Below are 14,892 nucleotides of genomic sequence, written 5' to 3' on the forward strand. Positions count from 1 at the left end.
TATGCTATTTCAACGAGGTGAATAAAAGTGTCAAAAGAATCATTTGAGCGCAGTAAGCCCCACGTCAACGTGGGAACGATCGGTCACGTTGACCATGGTAAGACGACGCTGACAGCGGCTTTGACGCGCGTATGCGCTGAAGTCTGGGGTGGCGAGATGGTGGCGTTTGACGGTATCGACAACGCCCCGGAAGAAAAAGCGCGTGGTATAACCATTGCGACATCGCACGTGGAATACGAGTCTCCGAACCGTCACTACGCGCACGTTGACTGCCCCGGACACGCCGATTATGTGAAAAACATGATCACCGGTGCGGCGCAGATGGACGGTGCTATTCTGGTATGTGGTGCCACTGACGGCCCGATGCCGCAGACTCGTGAGCACATCCTGCTGTCTCGCCAGGTGGGTGTACCCTACATTGTGGTATTCCTGAACAAGGCTGACCTGCTGGCTGAAGACTGTGGCGGTGCGGACTCCGAAGAGTATGCTGAAATGAAAGAACTGGTTGAAATGGAGCTGCGCGAGCTGCTGGACCAGTACGAATTCCCGGGTGACGACACGCCGATCATCTGTGGTTCTGCACTGATGGCCCTGAACGGTGAAGACGAGCACGAGCTGGGCACCACCGCTGTGAAAGCGCTGGTTGAAACGCTGGATGCTTACATTCCTGAGCCGGAGCGCGCGATTGACCAGCCGTTCCTGATGCCGGTAGAGGACGTGTTCTCTATATCTGGTCGCGGTACGGTTGTTACCGGCCGTGTTGAGCGTGGCATTATCAAGGTTGGTGAGGAAATCGAGATCATCGGTATCCGCGACACGCAGAAAACCACCTGTACAGGTGTTGAGATGTTCCGCAAGCTGCTGGATGAAGGTCGCGCGGGCGAGAACGTCGGTGTCCTGCTGCGCGGTACCAAGCGTGAAGAAGTTGAGCGTGGTCAGGTACTGGCGAAGCCGGGTTCTGTAACGCCGCACACCAAGTTCGAGGCTGAGGTTTACATTCTGTCCAAGGACGAAGGTGGTCGTCACACGCCGTTCTTCAAAGGTTACCGCCCGCAGTTTTACTTCCGTACCACGGATGTGACAGGTGCGTGTGAGCTGCCAGAAGGTGTTGAGATGGTGATGCCGGGTGACAACGTGCAGATGGTAGCAACACTGATTGCACCGATTGCGATGGAAGATGGCTTGCGTTTCGCGATCCGCGAAGGTGGCCGTACTGTCGGCGCCGGCGTGGTAGCCAAGATCATCGAGTAGAACCATCGAGAGAGAGCCGGCGGCTAAATACATGCCGCCCCTTCGAAAGCCCGGCCTTGTGCCGGGCTTTTTTGTGAGGGAGCTTTTCAGTCAGCTCGATGTGGCAGGCGTTTATTGCGGTGGAGTGTTGGCGCGAAATTTGAGCGCTGTATGGGTGGGGCTGTTCCGGGCGGGAGAGCCTGCTCCTCTTAATGGCCACGCCGAGTTCAAGTCACCTAGAAGGTGCTGCTCGGGTACCCTCTAATAACTGCTGTTCTTATCCGAGATCTGCTCATTCAATGTGAGGAAATCATAGAGCACGCCAATCATAAAGATTCCGCCCGTACACAGGTATAGCAGGCCGGTAAAAATTTTCCCCATATAAAACCGGTGGATGCCCAAAAAGCCGATAAACGTCAGTAGTACCCAGGTGAGGTCGTAGTTGACCGGGCCCGCAACAAAGCGTCGTTCTGCCTCGCGTTCCATCGAGGGTATCAGGAACAGATCTATAATCCAGCCGATAAAAAACAATCCCAGCGTAAAAAACCATATGACGCCGGTGACTTGCTTGCCGTAATAGAAACGGTGCGCTCCAATAAATCCAAAAATCCACAGTAGGTAACCCAGCAGTAACGAATGGGTGGACTGGTTGGTTTGCATTTGAACTCCTGCTCTGTGTCTGTCGCCACATGGTCATCCTTCCTTGTGTTGGCGTCAAGCCCGTCCAATTGTGCGATCGGAGCAGGTTTATGCTGACATGGATCAAGGCCTGATAACGGTTGCAGGTTAAGCTGGTAGAAATCTCACAGGGTAGGTGCGGCGTACTTTACGCCGCCAGATAGAGGAGAAGATAGAATGTCTGTAGAACACCATGACCTGATTCACGAGTTTCCCGAGCTGAAGGAGCGTATTCATGAACTCAAGGTATCGGATACGCATTTTCGCAGCCTGTTTGATGAATACCATGATCTGACGCGTGAGATCGAAAAGATGGAGGATGAAGTCACACCGGTATCATCGCAGACGGAAGAGGCTGCCAAAGTAAGGCGACTCCACCTGAAGGATGAGCTCTATCGCCTGCTAACAGCCGCTTGAGATACTGGGGAGGGTAACAATGGCGTATGAAGCAGTACAAGCGGAACTGGAGGCGCGCCTGGCCGCGTTGCAGGCGCGATTTTCAAGTCTGAAGCGGCATGTCACCCAGTCACACTCCAGCGATTCTTCCGAGCAGGCGCAGGAGCGGGAAAACGACGAGGTCGTTGATGTCATCGCCAATGAGACCGAGGCATCAATTCGTACCGTTCAGGCGGCGCTGGAGCGGGTTGAGGCGGGCACTTATGGCCACTGTGAAGCCTGTGGTGAGCCTATTGGCGAGGGCAGGCTATCGGCGATTCCAGAGGCCACTCGCTGTGTCAGCTGCGCCCCTTGATATCGTGTTTGGGAACCTGTCGGCGAGGTAGGGTCAGGTGCAATACCTGACGCTACCAGGTGTGTAAGTTGTGCCATCTGGCGGGCACTAAAATTTCTGATGGCTGACTTTGCCATTGGTGACTATCTCGGAGTTACCCTATTCCGGAAAGACGGGTCTAGCCAATCATGGCCTGGAGCAGGCACAATGCGTGAAAAACGCCATTTCTTGTTGTACTCCACAGCGCAGGATGTCGTGCGGTCCGCTTGATGTGAGGTTCGTACCGATGTGGTGTTTGGCCAGGAAACTGTAGATTTGACAAACCGCGCCGAAAATTCCCAAACGTCGAAAACTGTGAACAGGCCGCTACTGCGCCGGGTGATATTGTTGTTCTTTTTGCCATCGGCTGCATTTGCGATCTGGTTCTGGTGGAATATCAGTGCCTACTCTTCGACGGACAAAGCGATTCAGCGGGTGGTCGTTTATCCCGGCGCAAGTGATGCAGCTATCGGCCATCTGCTGTATGGCCGTGGGCTCATTGAGTCGGATACGGCGTACCGTTTGTACCTCCGGCTGGTGGGGCTTCGCGGGAAGATGCAGGCTGGGACTTATGAGATCTCCCCGGCGATGAGTGTAGCGCGCATCGCGGAAAAGTTTAGTACAGGGGATGTGGTCACTGGTGTATTAACCATTCTGCCAGCGCAACGATTAAGCCAGGTGAAAGCGCAGTTTGTTTCCGCGGGGTACTCAGAGCAGGCAGTGGATGAGGCACTGAATCCAACGAATTACGAAGGACATCCAGCGCTGGCAGGAAAGCCACCATTGGCTAATTTGGAAGGCTATTTGCATGCTGAGAGCTATCACTACACCAGCGCAACGCCACTGAGTAACATCATTGATGCGTCGCTTGGGTTGACAGCGGCGCTTTTCACCGACGACATCAAGCGGGGCCTTGAGGAGCAGGGATTAACACAGCATCAGGGTGTGATATTGGCATCCATTATAGAGCAGGAGGTGAATGACCCTGATGTTATGCCGACAGTCGCCCAGGTGTTCCTCCGCCGACTAAAGGTTGGAATGGAGCTTGGCTCCGATGTCACCGCTTACTATGGAGCCTCGCTAAACGGTGTCAGGAGGGCAGTGACTGTCGATACGCCTTACAACACCAGAATTCATTCAGGTTTCCCTCCTGGTCCCATAGGGAACATCAGTGCAGATTCGCTAAATGCGGTAGCCAGGCCGGCTACGACAGACTATCTCTACTTTGTTGCGGGGGATGATGGCAAGACCTACTTTTCCCGCAGCAAAGTCGAACATGAATCCATGAAGGCAAAGTACTGTAAAGTGCTTTGCCAGCTCGACTAACAGCCTCTGTGAATATGATATCCCGGCGCTAGACCAGTTCCGTTTACGGATGGGTAGATCACGGCCACATTAGCCGCCGCAGTGTGTTTTCGGCTCTGTTCCCACAGCAAAATACTCCTCGCGGACGTCCGGGCAGCTCGCACAGGCCAGAGTGCCCGCGCTGGGACACACCTTGAGTTTCACAATACCTTCGGGTACTTCAAACTGGTGAGGTTCTGATTGCATCAACAAGTCTCTCATGACGGCGTTCCAGATAGTCGATGCGCCGTGCGAGCCAGAGTGGATAAAGCGCATTGGCCCACCGTCATTGTTGCCCATCCATACGGCGACCAAGCGGTCCGTGGTGTAGCCGATAGCCCAGTTGTCCCTGAGTAAATCTGAAGTGCCGGTTTTGGCCGCCACTTGATGACCGTTGATATTCTGATCTGATGAAAGTCCGAAGGCGGGTGCCCGAGCGTCATTATCTGAGAGTATGTCGCTGATGAGAAACGCAGTCTGCGGGCGGAATACCGGAGTCGTATTGCAGCCACTGCTTGTAGTGGCGCAGCTGTTTTCATATAGCAGTGCGCCGTGCATATCAGTGATGGTAAGTAGCGGATTCGGTTCAACAGTGGAGCCCTCATTGGCGAAAGCGCTATACATTTCAGCGAGATCCAGCATGCGAACTTCCGCACTGCCCAGCGTCAGGGCATAGCGGTATTCGTTGTGCCCCGTCCAATTGTTGATTCCTGCAGCCTTGGCCTTGTCAACAAATTCAAGTACTCCATTGCTGGCTAATTCTTTCACGGCCGGAATGTTGTAGGACGAGGCGAGCGCGGTTCTCAAGGTGACCGCACCGTGGAAACTGGAGTCATCATTTCGCGGTTGGTAGTTGTCCTCGCCAGGAATTGCAAACTCCACCGGCTGGTCCAGGATAATTGACATTGGTGTTTTGCCATTTTCTAACGACATCGCATAGTTGAGTGGCTTGATCGCAGAGCCAGGCTGCCTGTATTGCAATACGACGTTCACCTGTCCATCATTTTCTGTATCGAAGTAGTCGACGCTGCCGACCATACTCAGTATTTCCCCGCTACGCGGAACGGTTACGAGCAGGGCGCCGTTTCCCACCCTGTAGCGGAACAGGCTTTTGACATAGGTCTTCAGCCTCTCCTGTACGTCCTCCTGTAGGCGCAGGTCGAGAGTGGAGGTGATTTGTAGTCCATCCTGGTAGAGCCTGTCCTCGCCGAATTTTTCGATCAGCAATCCCCTGATAAACATCACGAAATGGGGAGCCAATATTTTGACTGTGCCCGGTGAAATACTGGGCTCTGTAGCAGAGAGCGTATCAAACTGATTTTTTGAGATAAAACCGGCTTCCAGCATGCTGCTGAGAACCTGCCGCTGTCGTTCAATTGAGCGAGTGGGTTCTGCCCCGAATGGGCTGTACGTGCTGGGTGCCTTCAGTAATCCGGCGAGTAGAGCGCCTTCTGCTGTTGTCAGGCTGTGAGCGGATTTGTTGAAGTATTTCCATGCAGCAGCTTCAATGCCATGTACCGCGCCACCATAGGAAACATCGTTCAGGTACATTTCGAGTATCTGCTTTTTGGTAAAGACAAGCTCTACCCAAACCGATAACACGAGTTCGCGAATTTTTCGCGTGATTCGCTGTTCCCTTGAGAGAAGGCGGTTCTTTACCAATTGCTGCGTAATCGTGGAGCCGCCCTGAAGCGCAGAGCTATCAGCATAGTTCTCTAGTAGGGCGCGTAAAATACCTGTGAGGGAAAAGCCCCAGTGGTGAAAAAAATGCTGATCTTCGATCGCTATCGTCGCGTCAATCGCAGCTTGGGATATCTGCGACAGGCTTACAGGAATTCGATGCGCGTCTTTGTAGAAGTAATAAAGGGCTTTACCGTTTCTGTCGTATATTACGCTCGATGTTGTGGGTTGCTGTAGAACAAGTTGCTGCGGCGAGGGTAAGCCTCGAAAGACGACGACATAAAGTAGCACCGCCACGAAGATGACTAAGAGATGCGCGAATTTTTTTCGATGGGTCAGGATGGTACTAAAACTCCAGTCGTTTACCCTGCACCACGAAGCTGCTTCAAATTGTTTGGCCTTGAACGACTGGAGTTGTTAGATGCTCAAGTGGGAGGGGTTCGGCAATCGGTGTAGCAAAGGCCATTCTCATCAGTGGTGATCACTGCATTCTCCCGGCACTGTACTACGCCGTCTATGGCACCATTGTCGATGTCAGGGCATGCGCCGGGAGTAATCGAAACAAGCCGCTGGTTCACTCCTGAACGATTCTCGAATATGTTGAGTCTGCCATTGCTTATAGGAACCGAGCCGCCTTCAGGGGAGTCCAGGACTCTAAAACTGACGCCGCCGCCATCAGCGTAGGCGTCAGAAACGAGCTTGACGCTAAGTGTGCCGGTGGCGATAGCGCAGACCGCCAGCACCCCGACAATCTTGCTGAGATGCTTTTTACGATCAAATCCCATCCATTTGGCGGCGACCAGCAGTAGTACAATCGACAACAGTAAAGCTGCTGTTGTGAGAGTAGGGATGGCTGCTGCCCCAGCACCAGGGCTGACGGGCTGGTAAACGATTTGCGCCCAGGAAAGATTGGGTATTGCCAGAAGGGTCAAAAAAAGAGTGGTTGTGACGCTATTGTGTTTATTCATTGTCGTGTCTCGGGAAAGGGTTGCAATTACTATACTGATGCTGCCCGCCCCCCGTCAATTCTGCGGGTAGGCGAGAAAAGCCTGCTAGAGGTCGCAGATGAAGAACCCGCACCAGCGGTCCTGTATCCCGAACGTGTTTGTATCGATCCTGCTGTAGCGACCGTCCGTCCATGCTCTGCGAGTCATAGCTAGTGAAATCTGGCTCTCAGGCTGGTCGATAACGTTATGAAAGGGATGATGGTTCGCGTTGAAAGGTGTATAACTATTTGGAATAACAGTTGCTGTGTCCTGCTACCGCCTTATCCTTATATAGATGTTGCAACGCGGCGGTTGGCCCCAGAACCAGTGCTTACGCTTCTTGCCCAGTGTTTGGTATTTAATTAAAAACCCTTCTTGACATGGCCGGAGGGCATCATTAGAATTCGCGTTCCTTTTTCAGGGGGTCCCACTGCGGGCCTCTGGTTTTTTATTGTTTGGAGTAGCATCAGGTGCAGAATCAGCGCATTCGAATTCGCCTAAAAGCCTTTGACCATCGACTGATAGATTCGTCTACCCAGGAGATTGTGGAAACAGCCCGCCGAACAGGTGCGCTGGTCAAGGGTCCGATTCCCCTTCCTACGCGGAAAGAAAAGTTTACTGTGCTGATTTCACCGCACGTTAACAAGGATGCTCGTGACCAGTACGAAATTCGTACGCACAAGCGCCTGTTGGACATCGTGGAGCCCACTGAGAAGACTGTGGACGCCCTGATGAAGTTAGACCTGGCAGCAGGTGTGGAAGTACAGATTAGTCTTGGTTAACTACAAAAAATTGTAGCAAGACCTGCTTGGGGCAGGAGCCCCGAGTGTGTAACGCCCAGTTCTTCTTTGAGATAACCGGGCGGCCATAGAGGGTAAGCCCCGTACACTGAGAGGTTAGTAAGATGACTATTGGTTTAGTCGGCCGTAAGTCCGGCATGACGCGCGTTTTTACCGAAGACGGCGTTTCAATTCCAGTAACCGTAGTGGAGGTGACTCCAAACCGCGTTACTCAAATCAAAGAGATCGATAGCGATGGCTATCGTGCGATTCAGGTTACTGCGGGAAGCCGCAAGGCCTCCAGAGTTAGCAAAGCCCAGGCGGGACAGTTCGCGAAAGCGGGTGTGGAAGCTGGAAGGGGCTTGTGGGAATTTCGTCTGGCTGATGCCGATGAGGCGCCAGAAGTGGGTTCGGAGCTCACGGTAGAGCGTTTCAGTGCGGGCCAGAAGGTCGATGTGGCGGGAAAATCCAAGGGTAAGGGCTTCCAGGGTGTCATCAAGCGCTGGAACTTCTCCATGCAGGATGCCACTCACGGTAACTCGCTGTCGCATCGTGCGCCTGGTTCAATCGGGCAGAACCAGACTCCCGGTCGGGTTTGGAAAGGCAAGAAGATGTCTGGTCACATGGGTGCCGCAAATGTCACCACCCAGGGGCTGGAAATCGTCCGAGTAGATGCCGAGCGAAATTTATTGCTTATCAAGGGGGCCGTACCTGGGGCGCCCGGCGGAGACGTTATCGTCCGTCCCGCAGTCAAAGCATAAGGTTAGGGGGTCTCTAACGTGGAATTAAATGTAGTTAAGGCGGGTAGCAACGAAGCGGGCACAGTGTCGGTTTCAGATGTTACTTTCGCACGAGAATACAATGAAGACTTGGTGCACCAGGTAGTAACTGCTTTTCTGGCAGGTGCGCGCCAGGGAACCAGGGCGCAGAAAACGCGCGCTGCTGTCAGTGGTGGTGGCAAGAAGCCATGGCGTCAAAAAGGTACAGGCCGCGCACGTGCTGGTACATCCAGCTCGCCCATTTGGCGTACCGGTGGCGTAACATTTGCTGCGCAGCCGCAGGATCACTCACAGAAAGTGAACCGCAAGATGTACCGCGCAGCCATGCGCTCAATTATGTCTGAGTTGGCGCGTCAGGATCGTTTGTTGGTTGTTGAGAGTCTGGATATTGAGGCGCCCAAAACCAAGTTGCTGGCCAAGCAGCTCGGTGAGTTTGGTCTGGATAATGTCCTGATCGTCTCCGCAGAAGTTGGTGAAAACCTGTATCTTGCGGCCCGCAACCTGCACAAGGTTGACGTGCGTGACGTTGAAGGTATTGATCCGCTCAGCCTCATCGGTCACGACAAGGTTATGGTCACAGTTGACGCTGTGAAGAAAATAGAGGAGATGCTGGGATGAACCAGGAGCGCATATTTCAGGTGCTGGTAGGTCCACACGCTTCTGAGAAAGCCGCAATTGTGGCTGATGAGAGCAACCAGTATGTTTTCCGTGTGGCGATTGATGCCACCAAGGCAGAAGTCAAGAAATCTGTCGAGCAGTTGTTCAAGGTTAAGGTCAGTGACGTAAATACCCTGCGTGTCAAGGGTAAGGTGAAGCGCAATCGGTTTGGCTTCAGCACGAAAACGACCTGGAAAAAAGCATACGTGCGACTGGAGCAGGGTCATGATATCGACTTTGCCGTGGCGGATTAAGGAGCAGGAGCGAAATGGCAGTTTTAAAAAGTAAGCCCACTTCCGCCGGTCGTCGCCATGTCGTCCGGGTGGTCAGTGAAGATCTACATAAGGGTGCGCCCTATGCCCCCCTGTTAGAGAATCAAACCAGAAATGGCGGCCGTAACAACAATGGTCGGATTACCACGCGTCATGTGGGTGGTGGGCATAAACAGCACTACCGCATTATCGATTTCAAGCGCACTAAAGACGGTATTCCCGCAAAAGTAGAGCGCCTTGAGTACGATCCCAACCGTACAGCGCATATTGCTTTGTTGCTGTTCGCCGATGGTGAGCGTCGCTACATCATTGCGCCCCGTGGTGTGAAAGCGGGAGAGGTGCTGCAGTCGGGTTCCGCTGCGCCTATCAAGGCCGGCAACTGCCTGCCGCTGCGTAACATACCGGTGGGCTCGGTGGTTCATTGTATTGAGTTGAAGCCGGGCAAGGGTGCGCAGCTGGCGCGATCCGCCGGTGCCTCTGTTCAGGTTGTTGCGCGTGAGGGGCAGTACGCCACTCTGCGTCTGCGCTCCGGTGAGATGCGCAAAGTATTAGCTGATTGTCGCGCTACGCTCGGCGAGGTTTCAAACTCTGAGCACAACCTGCGCAAACTGGGTAAGGCTGGTGCGAGTCGCTGGCGTGGTGTCAGGCCAACCGTCCGCGGTGTGGCGATGAACCCGGTTGATCACCCGCACGGTGGTGGTGAAGGTCGTACTTCGGGCGGTCGTCATCCAGTTAGCCCTTGGGGTACTCCGGCCAAAGGCTACAAGACGCGAAAGAACAAGCGTACGGATAATCTGATCGTACGCCGTCGTGGTAAGAAATAAGACCGGTCGTTAGAGACAAGAGACTAGAGGAATATATTGTGCCGCGTTCACTGAAAAAAGGTCCGTTTATCGACCTTCACCTGATGAAGAAAGTTGAAGCTGCCGTAGAGAGCAACGATCGTCGACCGATCAAGACCTGGTCACGTCGCTCTATGATTTCGCCCGATATGGTTGGTTTGACCATCGCTGTGCACAACGGTCGACAGCATGTGCCGGTGATCATCAGTGAAGACATGGTGGGACATAAGCTTGGGGAATTTGCGGCAACCCGCACGTTCCGAGGCCATATCGTAGACAAAGCGGCCAGGCGTTAAGCGCTAATCGTTGCGAGGTTAAGGAAATGGAAGTAGCAGCAAAATTGAAAGGCGCACAGATTTCGCCACAAAAGGTTCGCCTGGTGGCGGATCAAGTGCGAGGTCTGGGTGTTGAGGAAGCTCTCGGGTTGCTGGAATTCAGCACCAAGAAAGCCGCTCACATTGTCAAGAAATTGCTCGACTCAGCGATAGCCAACGCTGAGAACAATGAAGGTGCGGATGTCGACGAGTTAAAGGTGTCCAGCATTTTTGTAGACGAAGGTATGACTATGAAGCGCCTGCGACCGCGAGCTAAAGGCCGCGCGGATCGTATTTTGAAGCGCAGCTGTCATATCACTATAAAAGTTGCAGACAGCGACCGCTGAGTTCAGGAGAAGACTAAATGGGTCAGAAAGTACATCCAACCGGCATACGCCTGGGAATTGTCAAAGATCATACTTCAATCTGGTATGCAGACAAAAACTATGGCAAGCAGCTGATTACTGATTTGGAAGCGCGTGCTTATATCGAGAAAGCGTTGGACCATGCGTCAGTCAGCCGCATAGTGATAGAGCGCCCGGCACAGACTGCGCGTATTACCATTCACACTGCCCGTCCGGGTATTGTTATTGGTAAGAAGGGTGAAGATGTCGACAAGCTGCGCAAGGAGCTGACCCAGAAAATGGGTGTGCCAGTGCACATCAACATCGAAGAGATTCGCAAGCCGGATCTGGATGCCAGGCTGGTGGCGCAGAATGTTGCACAGCAACTGGAGCGCCGTGTGATGTTTCGTCGCGCTATGAAGCGAGTGGTGCAGAACGCCATGCGCCAGGGCGCTGAAGGCATCAAAGTGCAAATTGGCGGTCGTCTCGGCGGCGCTGAAATCGCACGCTCGGAGTGGTATCGCGAAGGTCGTGTACCTCTGCATACGCTGCGCGCAGACATCGATTACGCCACCTACGAAGCCGCGACAACGTACGGCATCCTGGGTGTGAAGGTATGGATATTCAAAGGTGAAGTCATTGGCACTGAAGGCCAGGAAGACAGCGCCAAGAAGACAGCAACTAATTAAGGGTTACGCAGATGCTACAACCAAAGCGTACAAAATTTCGCAAAATGATGAAGGGCCGCAATCGCGGCCTGGCAGATCGCGGCAGTAAAGTGAGCTTCGGCGAGTACGGGTTGAAGGCAACCGGACGTGGCCGCCTTACAGCACGCCAGATCGAAGCGGCTCGTCGTGCGATGACTCGTCACATCAAGCGTGGCGGTAAAATCTGGATCCGTGTCTTTCCCGACAAACCGATTACCGGTAAGCCGTTGGAAGTACGTCAGGGTAAAGGTAAGGGTAACGTTGAATACTGGGTAGCCCAGATCAAGCCAGGCAAAGTGCTCTATGAGCTGCAGGGTGTATCTGAAGAGCTGGCGCGCGAGGCCTTTGAACTGGCATCTGCGAAGATCCCCATCGCTACTCAATTTGTTAAACGGACGGTGATGTAATGAAAGCAAGCGAGTTACGTGCAAAATCATCTGAAGAGCTGAGCAAGGAGTTGCTGACTCTGCGCGAGGAGCAATTCAAGTTGCGTATGCAAAGAACGACTGGCCAGTTGGGTCAGACACACTTGCTGAAGCTGAATCAGCGCGACATTGCTCGAGTAAAAACTCTACTCACTGAAAAGGCAGGTAACTGAATATGTCAGCTGCAGAGAAGCGTACAAGAGTGGCAACCGGTAAGGTTGTCAGCAACAAAATGGACAAAACGATTACTGTTTTGATCGAGCGCCGGGAGAAGCACCCTGTGTATGGCAAGTACATTACTCGATCTTCGAAAGTACATGCCCATGACGAAGGCAATCAGTGTGGCATTGGCGATACTGTGACTGTTGCCGAAACGCGCCCTATTTCCAAAAGCAAGACCTGGAAATTGTTGGAAGTAGTAACGGTGGCCACGCAGGTCTGACCGAACAACAGCAGGAATGGGTTAGCGGCGTGGCCGCAAGTGGGAGTAAGAAATGATTCAGACACAGTCGTATTTGGAAGTTGCCGATAACAGCGGTGCACGTCGAGTGATGTGTATCAAGGTACTGGGTGGTTCCAAACGTCGTTACGCTCGGGTTGGGGACTTGATAAAAGTCACCATTAAGGAAGCAAACCCTCGCGGTAAGGTTAAAAAGGGCCAGGTGATGACCGCCGTGGTTGTGCGTACACGTAAAGGTGTTCGTCGTCCCGATGGTTCGCTTATCAAGTTTGACGATAATGCAGCCGTCCTTTTGAACGCGCAGGAAGCCCCGTTGGGCACACGTATTTTTGGGCCTGTCACTCGGGAGCTCCGGGGTGAGAAGTTCATGAAGATCATTTCCTTGGCCCCGGAAGTTATTTAGTCCACCGGAAAGGGATAGGTAGAGTAATGTTGAAAATCAAAAGCGAAGACGAAGTTATTATCCTGGCCGGTAAAGACAAGGGCAAACGGGGTAAGGTGCGCAGGGTACTGGACGACAGCAGAGTGATTGTCTCCGGCATCAACATGGTTAAGAAGCATACCAAAGCTAATCCGCAGGCTGGAGTGGCTGGCGGTATTCTCGAGAACGAGAGCCCCATTCAAATTTCCAATGTGGCGATTTTTAATCCCAGCACCAGCAAAGCTGATCGAGTTGGTTTTAAAGTAAGCGGCGAGCGTAAGGTTCGAATTTTCAAATCAAGTGGCGAGGAGATTGACTCCTAGGTCCCGGTGGCTGGCTAGTCAATAGGTAGAAGACATGGCAACGTTGAAAGACAAGTACAAGAGCGAAATTGTTCCTCAGCTGAAAGAACAACTCGGTCTGGCTAATGTAATGGAAGTTCCACGAGTCACCAAGATCACGCTGAATATGGGCGTTGGTGAGGCGCTGGGCGATAAGAAAGTGTTGGAAAATGCCGTAGCGGATATGGAAAAAATCGCTGGCCAGAAGGTTGTCGTAACCAAGGCCAGGAAATCCATCGCCGGCTTCAAGGTTCGCGATGGCTGGCCTATCGGCTGCAAGGTGACCCTGCGTTCAGATCGTATGTATGAGTTTCTGGAGCGTCTGATCAGTGTTGCTATCCCACGTATCCGCGATTTTCGCGGCATCAGCCCGAAGTCTTTTGACGGGCGCGGCAATTTTGCAATGGGTGTGTCCGAGCAGATCATTTTCCCGGAAATTGAGTACGACAAGGTGGATGCGCTGCGTGGTATGGATATCACTATAACCACTACCGCTCGTACGGACGATGAAGGCCGCGCACTGTTGCGTGCTTTCCAGTTCCCACTGAAGGATTAAGAGGCTTTTATAGATGGCTAAGAAATCAATGATTGCGCGCGAGAACAAGCGCACAAAAATTGTTGCTCGATATTCAGCGAAGCGAGCGGCACTGAAGGCGATTCTGGACGACGTAAATGCTTCCGATGACGAAAAATGGGAAGCGCAGATCAAGTTGCAGAAGCTGCCTCGTGATGCCAGCCCGGTTCGCCAGCGGCGACGCTGCCAGGTTACCGGCCGCCCGCACGGAGTATATCGTAAATTTGGCCTCTGCCGAAACAAATTGCGTGAAGCTGCCATGCGCGGCGACGTGCCCGGTCTTGTTAAATCGAGCTGGTAACCAGCAAGATTTTCTACGGAGATGAATAGATTATGAGTATGCAAGATCCGCTGTCAGATATGCTGACCCGTATTCGCAACGCGCAGATGGCTGGCAAGACTCGTGTGGAAATGCCCGGCTCCAAATTGAAAGCCGCTGTAGCTCAGGTGCTGCAGGAAGAGGGCTATGTAGCCAGTTTCAATGCGTCATCCGATGGTGGTAAGCCGCGGTTGTCGATCGAATTGAAATACTATCTTGGCAAACCCGTGATTGCAGAGCTGGATCGTGCCAGCCGCCCGGGATTGCGCAAGTACAGTAGTTCCACTGAGCTTCCATCAGTTCGGTCTGGCCTGGGTGTAGCGATTATTTCTACCTCAAAAGGTGTTATGTCCGATCGCGCAGCGCGCGCAGCCGGCATCGGTGGCGAAGTGCTCTGCACTGTTTACTAAAACCAGGTTTGATTTAGAGAGTATTTCGAAATGTCTAGAGTCGCAAAAGATCCAATACCGCTGCCCAAAGGTGTAGAGGTAAAGCTTGATGGTAGCGACCTCACAGTAAAAGGCGGCAAAGGTTCTCTGGCGCTTTCACTGACTGAAGGTATTGAGTTCACCCAGGAAGATAATGTCCTGAGCTTTTCCTATGCCAATGACAAGCTGGGCGCTATGGCGGGAACAACCCGCGCGCTAGTGAACAACATGGTCAAGGGTGTGAGTGAAGGTTGGGAGAAGACCCTGCTCCTGAATGGTGTGGGTTATCGTGCCAAGGTCACAGGTAACGTAGTCAATTTGTCGGTAGGTTTGTCACACCCGGTTGACTATACATTGCCTGAAGGTGTCTCTGCAGAAAGCCCGAGCCCGACTGAGGTTGTTTTGAAAGGCATTGATAAACACGCGGTAGGCCAGGCGGCAGCGGAGCTTCGCGGTTTCCGTCCACCCGAGCCTTATAAAGGTAAGGGCATTCGCTATTCTGATGAGTATGTCCGTCGTAAAGAAGCCAAGAAAAAGTAGGTA

The 14,892-nt window shown here is 52.9% G+C and carries 24 protein-coding genes; 21 read left to right on the plus strand and 3 right to left on the minus strand.

Translation table 11 applies throughout. From position 1 onward, the window contains the following. The first annotated feature begins 27 nt into the window (after positions 1 to 27). On the plus strand, positions 28 to 1,251 hold the full coding sequence (gene tuf, locus AC0L6S_RS21590; protein WP_473426157.1) for an elongation factor Tu: 1,224 nt from the start codon (positions 28 to 30) through the stop codon (positions 1,249 to 1,251). Between the two features lie 240 nt (positions 1,252 to 1,491). Here tuf and AC0L6S_RS21595 read toward each other — a convergent pair whose 3' ends face one another. After that, the gene (locus AC0L6S_RS21595) at positions 1,492 to 1,890 is read right to left on the minus strand and encodes an NINE protein (protein ID WP_473426167.1); all 399 of its coding nucleotides are present in this window, start codon (positions 1,888 to 1,890) and stop codon (positions 1,492 to 1,494) included. Positions 1,891 to 2,085: 195 nt separating this feature from the next. On the opposite strand from AC0L6S_RS21595, the gene AC0L6S_RS21600 reads away from it, so the two are divergent. The 3 genes from AC0L6S_RS21600 to mltG all read left to right on the plus strand — a co-directional run bounded on the left by AC0L6S_RS21600 (position 2,086) and on the right by mltG (position 4,003). Beyond that, positions 2,086 to 2,325, plus strand: a complete 240-nt coding sequence (locus AC0L6S_RS21600; protein WP_473426168.1) for a YdcH family protein — start codon at positions 2,086 to 2,088, stop codon at positions 2,323 to 2,325. 19 nt (positions 2,326 to 2,344) lie between these two features. Next, positions 2,345 to 2,659 (plus strand): TraR/DksA family transcriptional regulator, encoded by a 315-nt coding sequence (locus tag AC0L6S_RS21605; protein ID WP_473426169.1) that lies wholly within the window; start codon positions 2,345 to 2,347, stop codon positions 2,657 to 2,659. Positions 2,660 to 2,953: 294 nt separating this feature from the next. Then, positions 2,954 to 4,003: an endolytic transglycosylase MltG gene (mltG, locus tag AC0L6S_RS21610; protein WP_473426170.1), complete on the plus strand. Its 1,050-nt coding sequence runs from the start codon at positions 2,954 to 2,956 to the stop codon at positions 4,001 to 4,003. Positions 4,004 to 4,072: 69 nt separating this feature from the next. Here mltG and AC0L6S_RS21615 read toward each other — a convergent pair whose 3' ends face one another. Further along, on the minus strand, positions 4,073 to 5,998 hold the full coding sequence (locus AC0L6S_RS21615) for a transglycosylase domain-containing protein (protein ID WP_473426171.1): 1,926 nt from the start codon (positions 5,996 to 5,998) through the stop codon (positions 4,073 to 4,075). A 128-nt stretch (positions 5,999 to 6,126) separates the two neighbouring features. After that, a complete protein-coding gene (locus AC0L6S_RS21620; protein ID WP_473426172.1) occupies positions 6,127 to 6,669 on the minus strand; it encodes a midcut-by-XrtH protein in 543 nt (180 codons plus the stop codon). A 488-nt stretch (positions 6,670 to 7,157) separates the two neighbouring features. Here AC0L6S_RS21620 and rpsJ point away from each other — a divergent pair, with 488 nt between their 5' ends. The 17 genes from rpsJ (at position 7,158) to rplF (ending at position 14,889) form a co-directional block, all read left to right on the plus strand. Beyond that, positions 7,158 to 7,469, plus strand: coding sequence for a 30S ribosomal protein S10 (gene rpsJ / locus AC0L6S_RS21625; protein ID WP_473426173.1), 312 nt, complete (start codon positions 7,158 to 7,160; stop codon positions 7,467 to 7,469). A 122-nt stretch (positions 7,470 to 7,591) separates the two neighbouring features. Continuing rightward, positions 7,592 to 8,227: a 50S ribosomal protein L3 gene (rplC, locus tag AC0L6S_RS21630; protein ID WP_473426174.1), complete on the plus strand. Its 636-nt coding sequence runs from the start codon at positions 7,592 to 7,594 to the stop codon at positions 8,225 to 8,227. An 18-nt stretch (positions 8,228 to 8,245) separates the two neighbouring features. Then, positions 8,246 to 8,863: a 50S ribosomal protein L4 gene (gene rplD, locus AC0L6S_RS21635; protein ID WP_473426176.1), complete on the plus strand. Its 618-nt coding sequence runs from the start codon at positions 8,246 to 8,248 to the stop codon at positions 8,861 to 8,863. Beyond that, a complete protein-coding gene (gene rplW, locus AC0L6S_RS21640; RefSeq protein ID WP_473426177.1) occupies positions 8,860 to 9,156 on the plus strand; it encodes a 50S ribosomal protein L23 in 297 nt (98 codons plus the stop codon). The genes rplD and rplW overlap by 4 nt, the downstream gene beginning before the upstream one ends. A 14-nt stretch (positions 9,157 to 9,170) precedes the next feature. Further along, on the plus strand, positions 9,171 to 9,998 hold the full coding sequence (gene rplB, locus AC0L6S_RS21645) for a 50S ribosomal protein L2 (RefSeq protein WP_473426178.1): 828 nt from the start codon (positions 9,171 to 9,173) through the stop codon (positions 9,996 to 9,998). Between the two features lie 38 nt (positions 9,999 to 10,036). Then, entirely contained in the window at positions 10,037 to 10,312 is a 276-nt protein-coding gene (gene rpsS, locus AC0L6S_RS21650) for a 30S ribosomal protein S19 (RefSeq protein WP_473426179.1), read from the plus strand. Positions 10,313 to 10,338: 26 nt separating this feature from the next. Further along, on the plus strand, positions 10,339 to 10,677 hold the full coding sequence (gene rplV / locus AC0L6S_RS21655) for a 50S ribosomal protein L22 (RefSeq protein WP_473426180.1): 339 nt from the start codon (positions 10,339 to 10,341) through the stop codon (positions 10,675 to 10,677). A 17-nt stretch (positions 10,678 to 10,694) separates the two neighbouring features. Next, entirely contained in the window at positions 10,695 to 11,363 is a 669-nt protein-coding gene (gene rpsC, locus AC0L6S_RS21660) for a 30S ribosomal protein S3 (protein ID WP_473426181.1), read from the plus strand. 11 nt (positions 11,364 to 11,374) lie between these two features. After that, positions 11,375 to 11,788, plus strand: coding sequence for a 50S ribosomal protein L16 (gene rplP, locus AC0L6S_RS21665; protein WP_473426182.1), 414 nt, complete (start codon positions 11,375 to 11,377; stop codon positions 11,786 to 11,788). Further along, entirely contained in the window at positions 11,788 to 11,979 is a 192-nt protein-coding gene (gene rpmC / locus AC0L6S_RS21670; protein WP_473426183.1) for a 50S ribosomal protein L29, read from the plus strand. The genes rplP and rpmC overlap by 1 nt, the downstream gene beginning before the upstream one ends. Positions 11,980 to 11,981: 2 nt before the next feature. After that, positions 11,982 to 12,248 (plus strand): 30S ribosomal protein S17, encoded by a 267-nt coding sequence (gene rpsQ, locus AC0L6S_RS21675; RefSeq protein WP_159171160.1) that lies wholly within the window; start codon positions 11,982 to 11,984, stop codon positions 12,246 to 12,248. Between the two features lie 52 nt (positions 12,249 to 12,300). Next, complete coding sequence (gene rplN, locus AC0L6S_RS21680; protein ID WP_159171161.1) at positions 12,301 to 12,669, plus strand: 50S ribosomal protein L14; 369 nt, start codon at positions 12,301 to 12,303, stop codon at positions 12,667 to 12,669. A gap of 26 nt (positions 12,670 to 12,695) precedes the next feature. Continuing rightward, complete coding sequence (gene rplX / locus AC0L6S_RS21685; RefSeq protein WP_473426184.1) at positions 12,696 to 13,010, plus strand: 50S ribosomal protein L24; 315 nt, start codon at positions 12,696 to 12,698, stop codon at positions 13,008 to 13,010. Between the two features lie 34 nt (positions 13,011 to 13,044). Beyond that, positions 13,045 to 13,584, plus strand: a complete 540-nt coding sequence (gene rplE, locus AC0L6S_RS21690; protein WP_473426185.1) for a 50S ribosomal protein L5 — start codon at positions 13,045 to 13,047, stop codon at positions 13,582 to 13,584. 13 nt (positions 13,585 to 13,597) lie between these two features. Beyond that, a complete protein-coding gene (gene rpsN / locus AC0L6S_RS21695; protein ID WP_473426186.1) occupies positions 13,598 to 13,903 on the plus strand; it encodes a 30S ribosomal protein S14 in 306 nt (101 codons plus the stop codon). 32 nt (positions 13,904 to 13,935) lie between these two features. Beyond that, the gene (rpsH, locus tag AC0L6S_RS21700; protein WP_473426187.1) at positions 13,936 to 14,331 is read left to right on the plus strand and encodes a 30S ribosomal protein S8; all 396 of its coding nucleotides are present in this window, start codon (positions 13,936 to 13,938) and stop codon (positions 14,329 to 14,331) included. Between the two features lie 30 nt (positions 14,332 to 14,361). Then, positions 14,362 to 14,889: a 50S ribosomal protein L6 gene (gene rplF / locus AC0L6S_RS21705; protein WP_473426188.1), complete on the plus strand. Its 528-nt coding sequence runs from the start codon at positions 14,362 to 14,364 to the stop codon at positions 14,887 to 14,889. The last annotated feature ends 3 nt before the right edge of the window (positions 14,890 to 14,892 follow it).

Source organism: Halioglobus sp. D3-4, assembly GCF_055809315.1.